Annotated in this window: 18 protein-coding genes; 14 read left to right on the top strand and 4 right to left on the bottom strand. The window is 57.8% G+C overall.

Features of this window, described 5'->3' with window-relative positions:
* The first annotated feature begins 126 nt into the window (after positions 1-126).
* From VJ651_RS12130 to VJ651_RS12140, 3 genes are all read left to right on the top strand, one after another.
* Positions 127-984 carry a ferritin-like domain-containing protein gene (locus tag VJ651_RS12130; RefSeq protein ID WP_324107706.1) on the top strand — a complete coding sequence of 286 codons (858 nt, stop codon included), beginning with the start codon at positions 127-129 and terminating at the stop codon, positions 982-984.
* Between the two features lie 71 nt (positions 985-1,055).
* Positions 1,056-1,532 (top strand): D-glycero-beta-D-manno-heptose 1-phosphate adenylyltransferase, encoded by a 477-nt coding sequence (gene rfaE2 / locus VJ651_RS12135; RefSeq protein WP_324107707.1) that lies wholly within the window; start codon positions 1,056-1,058, stop codon positions 1,530-1,532.
* Between the two features lie 4 nt (positions 1,533-1,536).
* Complete coding sequence (locus tag VJ651_RS12140; RefSeq protein WP_324107708.1) at positions 1,537-2,544, top strand: asparaginase; 1,008 nt, start codon at positions 1,537-1,539, stop codon at positions 2,542-2,544.
* Between the two features lie 16 nt (positions 2,545-2,560).
* Here VJ651_RS12140 and VJ651_RS12145 read toward each other — a convergent pair whose 3' ends face one another.
* From VJ651_RS12145 to VJ651_RS12155, 3 genes are read right to left on the bottom strand one after another with little or no spacing between them, the layout of a single operon-like run.
* Positions 2,561-3,043, bottom strand: a complete 483-nt coding sequence (locus VJ651_RS12145; RefSeq protein WP_324107709.1) for a copper chaperone PCu(A)C — start codon at positions 3,041-3,043, stop codon at positions 2,561-2,563.
* Positions 3,044-3,072: 29 nt separating this feature from the next.
* Positions 3,073-3,543 carry a tRNA (uridine(34)/cytosine(34)/5-carboxymethylaminomethyluridine(34)-2'-O)-methyltransferase TrmL gene (gene trmL, locus VJ651_RS12150; RefSeq protein WP_324107710.1) on the bottom strand — a complete coding sequence of 157 codons (471 nt, stop codon included), beginning with the start codon at positions 3,541-3,543 and terminating at the stop codon, positions 3,073-3,075.
* A gap of 13 nt (positions 3,544-3,556) precedes the next feature.
* Positions 3,557-4,294, bottom strand: coding sequence for a ComF family protein (locus tag VJ651_RS12155; protein WP_324107711.1), 738 nt, complete (start codon positions 4,292-4,294; stop codon positions 3,557-3,559).
* Between the two features lie 66 nt (positions 4,295-4,360).
* Between VJ651_RS12155 and VJ651_RS12160 the strand changes: the two genes are divergently transcribed.
* The 7 genes from VJ651_RS12160 to VJ651_RS12190 all read left to right on the top strand — a co-directional run bounded on the left by VJ651_RS12160 (position 4,361) and on the right by VJ651_RS12190 (position 10,407).
* A complete protein-coding gene (locus VJ651_RS12160) occupies positions 4,361-5,305 on the top strand; it encodes a methyltransferase domain-containing protein (protein WP_324107712.1) in 945 nt (314 codons plus the stop codon).
* Between the two features lie 497 nt (positions 5,306-5,802).
* Positions 5,803-6,963 carry a cytochrome c oxidase subunit II gene (gene coxB / locus VJ651_RS12165; RefSeq protein WP_324107713.1) on the top strand — a complete coding sequence of 387 codons (1,161 nt, stop codon included), beginning with the start codon at positions 5,803-5,805 and terminating at the stop codon, positions 6,961-6,963.
* Between the two features lie 18 nt (positions 6,964-6,981).
* Entirely contained in the window at positions 6,982-8,577 is a 1,596-nt protein-coding gene (gene ctaD / locus VJ651_RS12170) for a cytochrome c oxidase subunit I (RefSeq protein ID WP_324107714.1), read from the top strand.
* Positions 8,578-8,612: 35 nt separating this feature from the next.
* Complete coding sequence (locus VJ651_RS12175) at positions 8,613-8,720, top strand: cytochrome oxidase small assembly protein (protein WP_324107715.1); 108 nt, start codon at positions 8,613-8,615, stop codon at positions 8,718-8,720.
* Between the two features lies 1 nt (position 8,721).
* On the top strand, positions 8,722-9,285 hold the full coding sequence (locus VJ651_RS12180) for a cytochrome c oxidase assembly protein (protein ID WP_324107716.1): 564 nt from the start codon (positions 8,722-8,724) through the stop codon (positions 9,283-9,285).
* A 16-nt stretch (positions 9,286-9,301) separates the two neighbouring features.
* Complete coding sequence (locus VJ651_RS12185; protein ID WP_324107717.1) at positions 9,302-9,517, top strand: DUF2970 domain-containing protein; 216 nt, start codon at positions 9,302-9,304, stop codon at positions 9,515-9,517.
* Between the two features lie 23 nt (positions 9,518-9,540).
* Positions 9,541-10,407, top strand: a complete 867-nt coding sequence (locus VJ651_RS12190; protein WP_324107718.1) for a cytochrome c oxidase subunit 3 — start codon at positions 9,541-9,543, stop codon at positions 10,405-10,407.
* Positions 10,408-10,475: 68 nt separating this feature from the next.
* On the opposite strand, the gene VJ651_RS12195 is transcribed toward VJ651_RS12190, so the two are convergent.
* A complete protein-coding gene (locus VJ651_RS12195) occupies positions 10,476-10,676 on the bottom strand; it encodes a twin transmembrane helix small protein (protein WP_136413323.1) in 201 nt (66 codons plus the stop codon).
* Between the two features lie 71 nt (positions 10,677-10,747).
* On the opposite strand from VJ651_RS12195, the gene VJ651_RS12200 reads away from it, so the two are divergent.
* Genes VJ651_RS12200 through cyoE form a run of 4 tightly spaced genes read left to right on the top strand, consistent with a single transcriptional unit; the run spans position 10,748 to position 14,051 of the window.
* Positions 10,748-11,461: an SURF1 family protein gene (locus VJ651_RS12200; RefSeq protein WP_324107719.1), complete on the top strand. Its 714-nt coding sequence runs from the start codon at positions 10,748-10,750 to the stop codon at positions 11,459-11,461.
* Entirely contained in the window at positions 11,448-12,038 is a 591-nt protein-coding gene (locus VJ651_RS12205; protein ID WP_324107720.1) for a cytochrome C oxidase subunit I, read from the top strand. The genes VJ651_RS12200 and VJ651_RS12205 overlap by 14 nt, the downstream gene beginning before the upstream one ends.
* A gap of 6 nt (positions 12,039-12,044) precedes the next feature.
* The gene (locus tag VJ651_RS12210) at positions 12,045-13,157 is read left to right on the top strand and encodes a COX15/CtaA family protein (protein ID WP_324107721.1); all 1,113 of its coding nucleotides are present in this window, start codon (positions 12,045-12,047) and stop codon (positions 13,155-13,157) included.
* A gap of 9 nt (positions 13,158-13,166) precedes the next feature.
* Positions 13,167-14,051 carry a heme o synthase gene (gene cyoE / locus VJ651_RS12215; RefSeq protein ID WP_324107722.1) on the top strand — a complete coding sequence of 295 codons (885 nt, stop codon included), beginning with the start codon at positions 13,167-13,169 and terminating at the stop codon, positions 14,049-14,051.
* The last annotated feature ends 1 nt before the right edge of the window (position 14,052 follow it).

Here is a 14,052-nt window from a genome sequence, read left to right on the forward strand (position 1 = left end):
CGCGCTTGTTGGACAAATTTTGTTGCATTGATGCACTACATACAAACCTGAATCCGGAGCCGAGATTCCGGGTCAAACGCTTTTCTTGGTAGAATCAAATACTTAACTCAATTTTGAAGGTGCGTAATGCTGTACCCAGAACTATTCAAATCGCTCGAACAGGTCCGTTGGAACATGGAAAAAGACATTCCCTGGGACCAGTTTGACGGATCAAAGCTCACAGACGAGCAGGCGCAGACGATACGGATGAATGCCATTACCGAGTGGTCCGCATTGCCTGCCACCGAGATGTTCCTGCGTGACAACCGCGGCGACAGCGATTTTTCCGCCTTCATGTCCGTCTGGTTTTTCGAAGAGCAAAAGCATTCGCTGGTCCTGATGGAATACCTGCGCCGCTTCCGCCCAGAACTGGTGCCGACCGAAGAGGAACTGCACAACGTGCGCTTCGAATTCGATCCCGCACCGCCGCTGGAAACCCTGATGCTTCACTTCTGCGGCGAAATCCGCCTCAACCACTGGTACCGCTGCGCATCCGACTGGCACACCGAGCCGGTCATCAAAGCCATCTACAAGATTATCAGCCAGGACGAGGCGCGCCACGGCGGCGCCTACCTGCGCTACATGAAAAAAGCGCTCAACGAGGTCGGCGACAGCGCACGTGCCGCCTTCACCAAGATCGGTGTCCTCATGGCATCGGCGCGCCGTACCGAAAAGCCGCTGCATCCGACCAACTTGCACGTCAACCAGGCATTGTTTCCGAATGATACCGTGCAAAGCCGTCTTCCGGATCCGAATTGGCTGGAGCGCTGGCTCGATGGCCAGATCAAGTTCGACGGCGACTGGGAAAAGAAAGTGGTCGACCGCATCCTGCACAACATGTCGTTGCTGATGGAGCGCACCTTTGAATCGGTGCAGGACCTCAATCGCTATCGCAAGGAAGTCACTGCGCGCCTCGGCCAAGGGGCCCTGAAGCCGGCAGCCTGATCGCCAACCACCTTCCGACTCATGTAAGCTAGGGGCCGCCAGCAAACGCTGGCGGCCCTTTTATTTTCATCATGTCCAATTTCGAAAAGAAAATCTGTCCCCGCGCCGATCTCAAGGAACGCATCGCCCGGCTTCCCAAACCCGTGGTGCTGACCAACGGCGTATTCGACATCCTGCATCGGGGCCACGTGACCTATCTCGCGCAGGCACGCGAACTTGGCGCTTCGCTCGTGGTCGCAGTCAATACCGATGCATCGGTGAAGCGGCTCGGCAAGGGGGATGACCGCCCGATCAACACCTGCGACGACCGGATGGCGATTCTCGCGGCGCTGGAGGCTGTCAGCATGGTGGTGCCGTTCGATGAAGACACTGCGCTGGAAGTCGTGCAGGAAGCACAGCCCGACATCTACGTGAAAGGCGGCGACTACGACATGACCGCCATACCGGAAGGACGCGCCGTTGCGGCTTACGGCGGGCGCGCCGTGGCGATCGATTTCAAGCACGACCGCTCGACCACTGATCTGTTGTCGAAGGTCCGAAAGGGATAAAGCGATGAACTTCGCTCCGTTGGCGGAAGTCACGCGCGGTGCGCAGCCTGAATCCATCCACACTGGCGCCGTCGCGGTTGTCGACCTGAGCGGCACGCTGCTGTATTACGCCGGTGACCCGCATTTTCCGACCTTTACCCGCTCCACGCTCAAACCGTTCCAGGCCTTGCCATTTCTGCGCGCCGGCGGTCCTGCCAGGTTCGGTTTCGGCAGCCGCGAAATCGCGCTGATGTGCGCCAGTCATTCGGGCGAGCCGATGCACATCGATACCGTCTCGACGATGCTGGCCAGGGCCGGCTGTGACGAGCACCACTTGCGCTGCGGCTGTCATGTGCCTATCCACTACGGCATCGAAAACAGGCGGCCCGCTGCGGATCAAACCTTCAGCCAGCTGCACAACAATTGCAGCGGCAAGCATGCAGGCTTTCTCGCCTATTGCGTTCAGCACGGTCAGCCGCTCGACACTTACCTTGACCCGTCCCATCCCCTGCAAACCTCGATACGCGCGTGTGTTGCGCAAGCGGCCGACATGCCGCAGGACGATCTCACGATGGGCATCGACGGATGCTCCGCACCCAATTACGCGATGCCGCTGTCACGCCTCGCGCTGGCCTACGCGCGTCTCGCGCAGGGAGGCGAAGACCCGGATTTCGGCCAGCAGTTCGACGACCTGTTTGCCGCAATGACCGCGCATCCCGAACTGGTGTCGGGCAAGGGCCGGGCCGATCTCGCCTTCATGCAGAGTGCACCGGGCGATTGGGTTGCGAAAGGTGGCGCCGAAGGAGTGCAGGCAATCGGCGTTCGCTCCGCCGGCCTGGGAATTGCCATCAAGGTTGCGGACGGCAATGCTCGCGCCTTGTATCCGGCCGCCATATCCGCGCTGCGGCAGCTGGGCTTGCTGTCATCCACGGATGCGACGCCGCTCGCTTCCTGGGCGCATCCGCAGATTCATAATTTGAAGGGATTGCACACCGGCGAGATTCGGTCGACGGTGCGCATTGTGAAAGTGTGAAAGCGTGACCTGAACCTCAATGGCCATGCGGCATGTTGTGGCCGCCGGCGGGCGCGGTGACATCCTTCACCAGTACCGATACCTCAGTCTTGCCCGCCTTTTCAAAGGTCAGGGTCAACGGAAACTTGTCGCCGGCCTTCAGCGGCTGGTGCAAGCCGATCAGCATGACGTGATAGCCCCCGCCCGGTTTCATCACCAGTTTTTCCGAAGGCTTCAGCTCGACATGCGGCACCTCGCGCATCTTCATCACATTGTTTTCCATCGACATGTTGTGGATCTGCGTGGATTTCGCAATCGTCGAACTGACCGCAATCAGCTTGTCCGCCTCCTTGCCCTGGTTTTCGATGGTGAGGTAAGCCCCGCCGGACGGCTGATTCGGCATGGTTGCCCTCGCGTAGACATCCTCGATGCGCAGGTCCTTGAGCTTGTATTCCTGGGCGTTGGCGAAATTGCAAGCCAGCACGGCGATGGAAATGGAGAGTAGGTGGCGCAATTGCATGGTGTTCCCTTGACAAGTTGTTGAGACGATTAACTTCCGCCGGCAAACCCGTTCTGCCGCCATGCTTCATAAACGACAACGGCCACGGTATTCGACAGATTCAGACTGCGATTATTCGGCAGCATCGGCAGCCGGATTCTCTGGGAAGCCGGAAACGACTCGCGCAGCGCCGGCGCCAGGCCCCTGGTCTCCGAGCCGAACACAAACACGTCGCCCGGATGAAACGCGACCGATGCAAATGGCGTTGACCCGTGCGTGGTCAACGCGAACATGCGCTGCGGATCGGGTGCTTCACTGGCCATGTATGCATCCCAGTCGTGATGGACTTTCATCTTCGCATATTCATGGTAATCCAGTCCCGCGCGTCGCATCTTCGCGTCATCCAGTGGAAAGCCGAGCGGTTCGATCAGGTGCAGTTGCGCGCCGGTGTTGGCGCACAGTCGAATCACATTACCCGTGTTCGGCGGAATTTCAGGCTCAACCAGTACTACATGAAACAAGAGCTTCTCCTTGTTATTTCTGCACGGTGCGGGCGAACACGAGATTCGTCACCCGCGCCGCGCCAAAACGCTTCAATGTCGTCGCCAGTTCGTTCAGCGTCTCGCCGGTGGTGATGACGTCATCGACAATGCCGACATGCAGCCCGCGCAAGCGATCGATCGCCTCAGGCCGAATGCCGAAGGCGCCCCGGATGTTTTTTCGGCGTGCGTCCGGATGCAGCAAGGCTTGCGCCTGCGTTTCGCGCTGGCGCAGCACAAGTTTTGTATCCAGTGCAAGGCCGACCCTGCGCGACAAGGGTTTGGCAATCTCCAGGGCCTGATTAAAGCCCCGTTCCATCAGCCGCTGCGGCCCGAGCGGCGTCGCGATCAGGCGCTGCGGCAGCTCAAGGGAAGGGGTGTTCATCAGCGCATCATGCAGCATTCCGGCAAACAAGCCGGCAAGCTCCAGTCGATTCCCGAACTTCAACGCCAGCACAAGCTGGTCCGCCGGCGGCGCGTAATCGGAGGCGACGATTGTCGCATCGAATGCCGGCGCATGCTTCAGGCAGTCGCCGCACTCCTTGGATGCCTTGTCTTCCAGCGGCATCGCGCAACGTGTGCAGCGATGCCTGCGCTGGCCGAAGAACCGGGCGCGGCATGCGTCGCATAGCGCCGCAGGACTGTCGCTTCCGCATAATGTGCAGGAGCATGGCAGGGCGGCAGGCAAGCGCGCCCACCACTGTCGCGTCCGGCTGAGCAATGTTTGGAACATGGAGCAGGCAACTCTTCAAGCGTGTACACTGCATCCATTATCTCATTGACATGGCTGGATTTTCTCGTGTCTTCCATTTCCGATTCCAAGGACAGCAGTTCAAGCAGTCCGATCGATATTCAACGCGTGCGCAAATTGTTCGCCGCGCCCGCCCGCATTGCCGAGTCCGAATTCCTGCGTCGCGAAATAGCCCGGCGCATGCATGAACGGCTGACGCTCATCAAAATCAAGCCCGAGCGTGCCGCCGATCTCGGGTGCGGCGACGGGAGTGACCTGCCGTTGCTTCAGGAACAGTATGCCGAAGCCCAGGTCCTGGGGATCGACGCCTCGCAGTCGCTGTTGCGGCTCGCGCGCGACCGTCAGCGCGCCGCCAAGTCATCCATGAACCGTTTGTTAAGCAAATGGCTTCCGGGCAAGATCGGTGCCGGTCTGGACGCGTCGGGCGGTTTGATCTGCGGCGATTTTGCGCAATTGCCTTTTCAAAACAGCTCGATCGACCTGCTCTGGTCCAATCTCGCGCTGCACTGGCATCCGCAGCCGGATCGCGTCTTTGCCGAATGGCGGCGGGTATTGCGTGTCGACGGACTACTGATGTTTTCCTGCTTTGGTCCGGACACCTTCAAGGAGCTGCGAACCGCTTTTGCATCGGTCGACCAGGATGGACATGCACTCACCTTCGTGGACATGCATGACTTCGGCGACATGCTGGTCGATGTCGGATTTTCAACGCCGGTGATGGACATGGAAACCGTTACCGTCACCTACGATTCCATCGACAGGCTCATATCTGATGTGCGCGCCTGGGGCGGCAATCCTCTCGTCACCCGAAAACGCGGCCTCTTGGGGCGCCAGGCATGGTCGGCGGTCGCAGCAGCGCTGGAGAAAAACCGGCGCGCCGACAACAAGCTTCCCCTTACCTTCGAAATCATTTACGGCCACGCATTTCGGCCCGCTCCGACAAAAACTGCAAGCGGGGAAGCAATTATTCGCTTCGATTTTCGAAAAAAATGATCTAGATCATTGTTGCCTGGAAAGTTCTGTGCTTGATATGCATGCCTGTTCCGGCATATACTTCCCCAGCTTGCAACAGGCGCTACTCTTTACTGCATGACGAATAGGTACTGATTTTCGTCAAGCGGAAAAGATTTGTACGGCGTCATTGTTCATAGTCGCGCACTGGAAACCGTTGACAGGTATTGCTGTAACGCACGATCTCCTTGCCGGTCACTGATTTCATACCCGGTTTCAAGAGGGGAAACATTGGTGTGCCTGGATTTCGCCGCGGGCATCGTGCAGCAACGGTCAACGGTATGTCGATGCACGCAAGAAAAGTCAGGCGGCTCGCCCCCGTTCCTTACCAGGCAGGAGGCGGATCGCGTGCAGCGGCTCTTGAGTTGATCACCCTCGAGTCCGACCAGAATGAAAAAGACGCAAACTTGCGCGGGAGGTGCGGAGCGCGGGCGTCGATGAATTGAACAGAATTCCAATTTTAGGCTTTTGAGGAAACCATGAAACTTGCGCAGCGCCTTCAATCCTTGATGCTCGGTGTATCGCTTCTGGCGGCCGGCATGCCGTCATGGGCGGTGGTAGACAGTCCCGGCGGCCCTGCTGTCCGCGGAATGACCTTTCAGCCGCCGGTGACCAGGATTGCCGAGGAAATCTACTCCCTGCACAACCTGATGCTGATCATCTGCCTGGTGATCTTTATCGCAGTGTTCGGCGTGATGTTCTACTCCATCATCAAGCACCGCCGCTCGGTCGGACACCAGCCTGCGACCTTCCACGAAAGCACCGCCGTCGAAATTGCATGGACTGTCGTCCCGTTCCTGATCGTCATCGGCATGGCCTTGCCCGCGACCAAGACCGTCGTTGCGATGAAAGACACTTCCAACGCTGACCTCACGATCAAAGTGACCGGCATGCAATGGAAATGGGGTTATGACTACCTGAAGGGTGAGGGCGAAGGCATTTCCTTCCTGTCTGCACTTTCCACGCCGCGCGAACAAGTGGTCGATCCGACCAAGGTAAAGAACGACAACTATCTGATCGAAGTCGACAATCCTGTCGTTGTGCCGGTGAACAAGAAAGTCCGGTTGGTGCTGACCGCCAATGATGTGATCCACGCATGGATGATCCCTGCATTCGGCGTCAAGCAGGATGCGATTCCCGGCTTCGTGCGCGATACCTGGTTCCGCGCCGAAAAGACCGGCGTCTATCGCGGTCAATGCGCCGAGTTGTGCGGCAAGGAACACGCCTTCATGCCGATCGTGGTCAATGTTCTCAGCGACGACGACTACAAGAAGTGGGTCGATGGCAAGAAAAAGGAAATGGCGGCCAAGGCCGACGATCCGAACAAGACCTGGACCGTTGCCGAGCTCAAGGAGCGGGGCGAGAAAGTATATGCCGCCAACTGTGTCGCTTGCCACCAGCCGACTGGCAAGGGCGTTCCCGGCTCCTTCCCTGCGCTGGACGGCTCGGCCGTCGTGACTGGCCCGAAGGCTGTGCAAATCGATCGCGTCATGAATGGCAAGGGCGCAATGCCGCCGTGGAAGGGTGTGCTGTCGGATACCGACATTGCCGCCGTCATCACCTTCACGCGCAATAATTGGTCCAACAAGGCTCAGGAAAACATTGTTCAACCGGCTGAAGTGCTGGCTGCGCGCAAGTAATTGAATTAGGAGATTGACATGAGCACCACTGTAGTTGATCACGCACACGATCACTCTCACGACCACGCGCACGACCATCCGCACGGCTGGCAGCGCTGGTTGTTCGCAACCAACCACAAGGACATCGGTACGCTTTACCTGTGGTTCTCTTTCATCATGCTGCTGTCCGGCGGCGTACTGGCATTGATGATCCGTGCCGAGCTGTTCCAGCCCGGCCTGCAATTGGTGAAGCCGGAATTCTTCAACCAGCTCACCACCATGCACGGCCTGATCATGGTGTTCGGCGCCATCATGCCGGCCTTCGTCGGCTTCGCAAACTGGATGATCCCGCTGCAGATCGGCGCATCCGACATGGCGTTTGCACGCATGAACAACTTCTCGTTCTGGTTGCTGCCGCCTGCCGCCATTCTTCTGGTGACCTCCTTCCTGGTACCGGGCGGTGCCACGGCCGCAGGCTGGACCCTGTATGCGCCGCTGTCGACGCAAATGGGCGTCGGCATGGACATGGCGATCTTCGCGGTGCACATCATGGGTGCGTCGTCGATCATGGGGTCGATCAACATCATTACCACCATTCTCAACATGCGCGCGCCCGGCATGACGCTGATGAAGATGCCGATGTTCTGCTGGACCTGGCTGATTACCGCCTACCTGTTGATCGCTGTGATGCCGGTGCTGGCTGGCGCGATCACGATGACCTTGACCGACCGTCATTTCGGCACCTCGTTCTTCAATGCGGCCGGCGGCGGCGATCCGGTGATGTACCAGCATATTTTCTGGTTCTTCGGTCACCCCGAGGTGTACATCATGATTCTGCCGGCGTTCGGCATCATTTCGCAGATCATTCCGGCCTTCGCACGCAAGCAATTGTTCGGCTATGCTTCGATGGTATATGCCACTGCATCGATCGCGATCCTGTCGTTCATCGTCTGGGCGCACCACATGTTTACCACCGGCATGCCGGTGACCGGCCAGTTGTTCTTCATGTATGCAACCATGCTGATTTCCGTGCCGACCGGCGTGAAGGTCTTCAACTGGATCGCGACCATGTGGAAAGGTGCGATGACGTTTGAGGCTCCGATGCTGTTCGCGGTCGGCTTCATCTTCGTGTTCACGATCGGTGGCTTCTCCGGCCTGATCCTGGCGGTTGCACCGATCGATATCCAGATGCAGGACACTTATTACGTCGTGGCACACTTCCACTACGTGCTGGTGGCTGGCTCCCTGTTCGCGCTGTTTGCCGGCTTCTACTACTGGGGCCCGAAATGGACCGGCCACATGTACAACGAAGGCCGTGGCAAGTTCCACTTCTGGGGCTCGATCATTACCTTCAATATCACCTTCTTCCCGATGCACTTCCTGGGACTGGCCGGCATGCCGCGCCGCTACGCCGACTATCCGGCGCAGTTCACGGATTTCAACATGATTGCGTCGATCGGCGCCTTCGGTTTCGGACTGATGCAGGTGTACTTCCTGTTTGCGGTAGTGCTGCCGTCGATCAAGGGTGGCCCGAAAGCAGCCGACAAGCCGTGGGATGGCGCAGAAGGGCTGGAGTGGACCGTGCCGAGCCCGGCACCGTTCCACACCTTCGAAGTACCGCCGACCGTGAAATAAACAATGGCGGGCGTAAGCCCGCCTTTAAAGGTTGTATGTCTGATCCAAGAAAACCGAACAACATCCGGACCGCGTTGATCCTGGCGTCGATCGCCCTGATGTTTTTTGTCGGCGTATTCATCAAGCGTATCTGGCTGAGCTGAAATGGAACAGCGAGAACAAGCGGCCACGGGCCGGACCGGGAAGCTGAATTCGCAAATGCTTGGCAAGCTCGTGGTTATTGCCGTCCTGATGTTCGGCTTCGGCTACGCGCTTGTTCCGCTTTACAAGAAGATTTGCGAGATTACCGGCGTCAACGTCGTTACACAAAAAGACGCGTCGGCGCAGGGAAATACGCAAATCGACAAGACCCGCACCATTACTGTCGAATTCGATGCAAATGCGCAAGGTCCGTGGCGCTTCCGTCCGACGATTGCAAGCATGCAGGTGCATCCCGGGGAGATGGCGCAGGTCGTGTACGAAGTCGTGAATACGCAGGCGCGCAGTATCGACGCACAAGCGATTCCGAGTTACGCGCCGCAGCAGGCGGCAGCCCATTTCAAGAAGGTGGAATGTTTCTGCTTCCAGCAGCAGACGCTTGCGCCGAATCAGGCAAAGCAGATGCCGGTGGTGTTTTATATCGATCCGGCGCTGCCGAAGGATGTCAAGACGATTACCTTGTCCTACACATTCTTTGAAGTGGGCGGGTCTGGAAAGAAAGCAATCTGAAGCGGTGGGTAGCTCGATGGATGACTTAGAAAAGATAAAGCAGCGCAATGCATCTTTCGGCAAGACGATGAAGGCGGTGTTCTGGTCGTTTTTCGGTATCAGGAAGAAAAGCGATTATGAGAAGGATGCTCAGCAGCTCAACCCCGTACATGTGATCATTGCCGGGCTGCTTGGCGCAATTATTTTTGTCGCGACGCTGATATTGATCGTGAAAAGCGTCGTCGGAAAGTAACTATTTAAAATTTGTATTGGGAGATGGAGATGAATGCTCATCAGCACGGTAATGCGCCTTATTACTTCGTACCCGGACCGTCCAGATGGCCGGTGCTGGCGGGAGCATCACTGCTATTGACGATGCTCGGCGCATCGGCATGGGTGAACGGCTACGGCTGGGGCCCTTATGCAAATATCGCCGGCATCCTGGCCCTGATCGTGGTGCTGTACAACTGGTTTGGTGATGCGATCAAGGAATCCGAAGGAGGCTTGTACAGTAACCGCATCGACGTCTCCTATCGCTGGAGCATGAGCTGGTTCATCTTCTCCGAAGTGATGTTCTTCGCCAGCTTCTTCGGTGCACTGTTTTACGCCCGCAGCATCACCATGCCGTGGCTGGCTGACATCGATCACAAGATTCTGTGGCCCGATTTCACTGCGCAATGGGGCAATACTCCGGGCGGCACTATCGAACCGTTCAGCAAGATGGGACCGTTCCCGATCCCGACGATTAATACCGCATTGCTGTTGACCTCGGGTGTCACGCTGACCATCGCGCATCATGCATTGCGCGCCGGCGAACGCGGCAAGACCGCGTTCTGGTTGTTTGCCACGATCGTGCTCGGTGCCGTGTTCATGAGCTTGCAGGCCTATGAATACGTGCATGCCTATCATGAGCTGAACCTCAAGCTCACTTCCGGCATTTACGGCTCCACGTTCTTCATGCTGACCGGTTTTCACGGTTTCCACGTGACGATGGGTGCCATCATGCTGGCAGTGGTGCTGGTTCGCCTGATGAAAGGCCACTTTACGCCGGATCACCACTTCGCATTCGAAGGTGCTGCCTGGTATTGGCACTTCGTTGACGTGGTGTGGCTCGGCCTGTACGTTGTCGTCTACTGGTTGTAAGCCGGAACCGAAGGCATAAAAAAGCCGCACTTCGGTGCGGCTTTTTTTACTGATGTGTTACCGATATGTTATCGAATGCCGGTCGGCTGGATCCAGCCTTGGCTGTAAGCGATAAGTATCAGGACAAACAGCGCAATAGAGAAGCCAACGCGAAACGCAAGCGCCTGCACCGTACGATTGCTCTTGCCTTTGTCCCGCATCAGGAAGACGAGGGCGGAGCCGAGACTGGCGAGGATCAGAATGAAGGCAATGGCGACAAGGATTTTCATGAGAGCACGGGGCAGGGAACAGGATGCAATCGCCGGTGACAATTGGCGGGAATGAGTAAAGAGATATTGTAATGCCAATCAAATTCCGCTTCCGCTGGATTCCATTCGCCGCCGCCGTTCTTGCCGCTGCGCTTGGTATTGCGTTGGGGCAGTGGCAGACCCGGCGTGCGCTGGAAAAGGAAGCGATCGAGGCTAGGCTGCTTGAGCGTGGCGCGGCACCGCCGGTTTCCATCGGTACGGCGCCATTGAATCCCGAAGAGCTGGAGTATCGCAGGCTTGTCGTAAAAGGGGAGTTCCTGCGCGATTGGACCGTCTACCTGGACAACCGGCCTTATGAGGGCGCAGCCGGGTTTTACGTCCTGACGCCCTTGAGAGTCGCCGGCTCGGGAATGCACGTCCTGGTTGCGCGCGGCTGGGTCAAGCGCAATCCGTCCGATCGGGCTAAACTGCCGCCGATAGCCACGCCCGCCGGAATGGTGGAATTGCAGGGCATCGCAGTGCGCAACCCCGGCCATGTGCTTCAGCTCGGCACTCCCGAACGGCTTCATCCGCACGCGATCATTCAGAACGTGAGTATTCCGGAGTACGCGCAAGCTTCCGGATTGGCTTTGCAGCCACTTATCATCGAGCAAGTGACCGATACCGGGGACGGATTGGTTCGCGACTGGCCGCGGCCTTCGCTTGGCGTGGAAAAGCACCGCGGATACGCGTTTCAGTGGTATGCACTGGCGGCTATGGCGCTCATATTTTTTGTCGTGACGGGATTTCGACGTGGAAGAGAATAAGCAACAAAACACGGGACGCTGGAAGCTTCTTGCGATCATTGCAGTGTGTGTAGCGCCGTTGATTGCATCCTATTTGACCTATTACGTTATCAAGCCGCAAGGACGCACCAACTATGGAACGCTGCTCGATCCGCGTGCCCATCCGATTCCTGCGCTCGGAGGAAGCACGCTTGACGGCAAGCCGGCAGGGCTGGACGCTTACAAGGGGAAATGGTTGATGCTGCAGGTTGCGGATTCGGACTGCGATGCATCCTGCCAGAAGAAACTGTATGACATGCGTCAACTGCGCCTGACACAGGGCAAGGATATGGATCGCATTGAGCGCGTCTGGCTGATCACCGACGAAAAACCGCTCGAAACACTGCTCATTCGTGAGTACGACGGTACCCACATGCTGCGGGTCAAGCCGGAAGCGTTAAAATCGTGGCTGCCGGCCGAGGCTGGCACAACGTCTGCGGACCATATCTACTTGATTGATCCGCTGGGAAATTTGATGATGCGCTTTCCCAGAGACGCTGATCCCAACAAGATCAAGAAAGACCTCGCGAGGCTGCTCAAGGCATCCCGCATAGGATAAGACCTTATGCTGATACAACTTGCGGTCATGGGTATGCTGGCGGCGTTGTTGCCACTGACTATCGTCTGGGTTTCCAGCGATAGCAACAAATACCGGAAACTGGTCTGGGTGACGGCGTTTCTCACCTTCGATCTCATCATGTTCGGTGCTTTCACCCGTCTGACGGACTCCGGCCTCGGCTGTCCCGATTGGCCGGGGTGCTATGGTCATGCCAATCCATTCCAGGCGCACGCGAGCATCAGTGCGGCCGAAGCGGCCATGCCGACTGGGCCGGTGACCGCGATGAAGGCATGGATCGAGATGATTCATCGCTATGTTGCAATGGGGGTCGGCGTGCTGATCGTTTCGGCCATGGTCATTGCCTGGCGCATGTGGCTGAAGTCAAAACGGCAGGACACGCGATTTTCGCCTTGGCTGCCGACGGGTCTGCTTGCCTTCGTTTGTCTGCAAGGCGCGTTTGGCGCGTGGACCGTCACGATGAAATTGCAGCCGATCATTGTGACCACGCATCTGTTACTCGGCATGATGTTGCTGGCACTGCTGTCATGGCTGGGCACGCGTCAGAACGAACGGTCCCCGGTTTCGGAGTCGGCATTGAACCTGCGTATCCCGGCAGCCTTGGCGATGGTGCTGCTGGTCGTGCAGATCGCGCTTGGTGGTTGGGTGAGTACCAATTATGCTGCGTTGGCATGCGCCGACTTCCCTCTGTGCCAGGGCGCGCTATTGCCGGAGATGGATTTCAACAACGGGTTTGCATTGTGGCGGGATCTGGGCAAGACCAGCACTGGTGAATTCCTGCCTTTCCATGCATTGACGGCGATCCATTGGACGCATCGTGCATTCGCCTTCGTTGTCGTGACCTACCTTGCGTGGCTGGCGACACGAGCCATGAAGGTCGATGGACTGCAGAAGACCGGACGTTGGCTGTTGATTGCGGTGCTGGTGCAATTCGTTACCGGCATGTCGACGATTTTCCTGAACTGGCCCCTGGCGTTGGCGGTCGTGCATAACGGTGGCGCCGCGTTCCTGGCGCTGATGCTGACCATGTTAAACTTCCAGGCTCGAATCCCGGCGCAAGTCGCTTCAGATCGAGCTGCAACGCGGTTTTCGGCCGCCTGAGGAGCGATTGTGAACACTCTGACCTTCCAACCAAACCGCATCGCGCAGTACTGGGCGTTGACCAAGCCGCGCGTGACGCAGCTCGCCGTATTCTGCGCAGTGATCGGCATGTTCCTGGCAACACCCGATCTTCCCGACTGGCGGATCGTCGTCGCAGGCACCATTGGCATCTGGCTGCTTGCCGGTGCGGCATTTGCAGTCAATTGCCTGGTCGAGCGTGAAATCGATTCCCGTATGGCGCGCACTGCGCGCCGCCCGATCGCGCGCGGGGAAATCAGCGCTGCGCAGACTCTGGTATTTTCCGGAGTGATCGGCGGTATCGGCATGTGGGTGCTGTTCAACTTCGTCAATCCGCTCACCATGTGGCTGACCTTTGCCACCTTTGTCGGTTATGCGGTGATCTATACGATGCTCCTCAAGCCGGCGACGCCACAGAATATCGTGATCGGCGGGCTTTCCGGCGCGATGCCGCCCGCTCTCGGCTGGGCAGCCGTTGCAAATGACGTTCCGATGCAGGCATGGATCCTGGTTTTGATCATTTTCGTCTGGACGCCTCCGCATTTCTGGGCACTTGCGCTCTATCGTCGCGATGACTACGCGAAATCGGGGCTGCCGATGCTGCCGGTGACCCACGGCTTGCAGTTCACCCAATTCCATATCTGGCTCTACACGATCGCACTGGTTGCCACCACAATGCTGCCGTATGCGGTGCATATGAGCGGCCTGATTTATCTGGCGAGCGCCGCGCTGCTCGGTGCGGTTTTTCTCTGGCATGCATGGCAGATCTACCGGCATTACACGGATCTCGTTGCGCGCAAGACTTTTGCTTACTCGATCGTCTATCTGTCGCTGCTGTTTGCCGCACTGCTTCTCGATCACTACCTCCAATTCTGAA

Origin of the sequence: Noviherbaspirillum sp., assembly GCF_035254865.1 — a bacterium.
Taxonomy (GTDB): domain Bacteria; phylum Pseudomonadota; class Gammaproteobacteria; order Burkholderiales; family Burkholderiaceae_D; genus Noviherbaspirillum.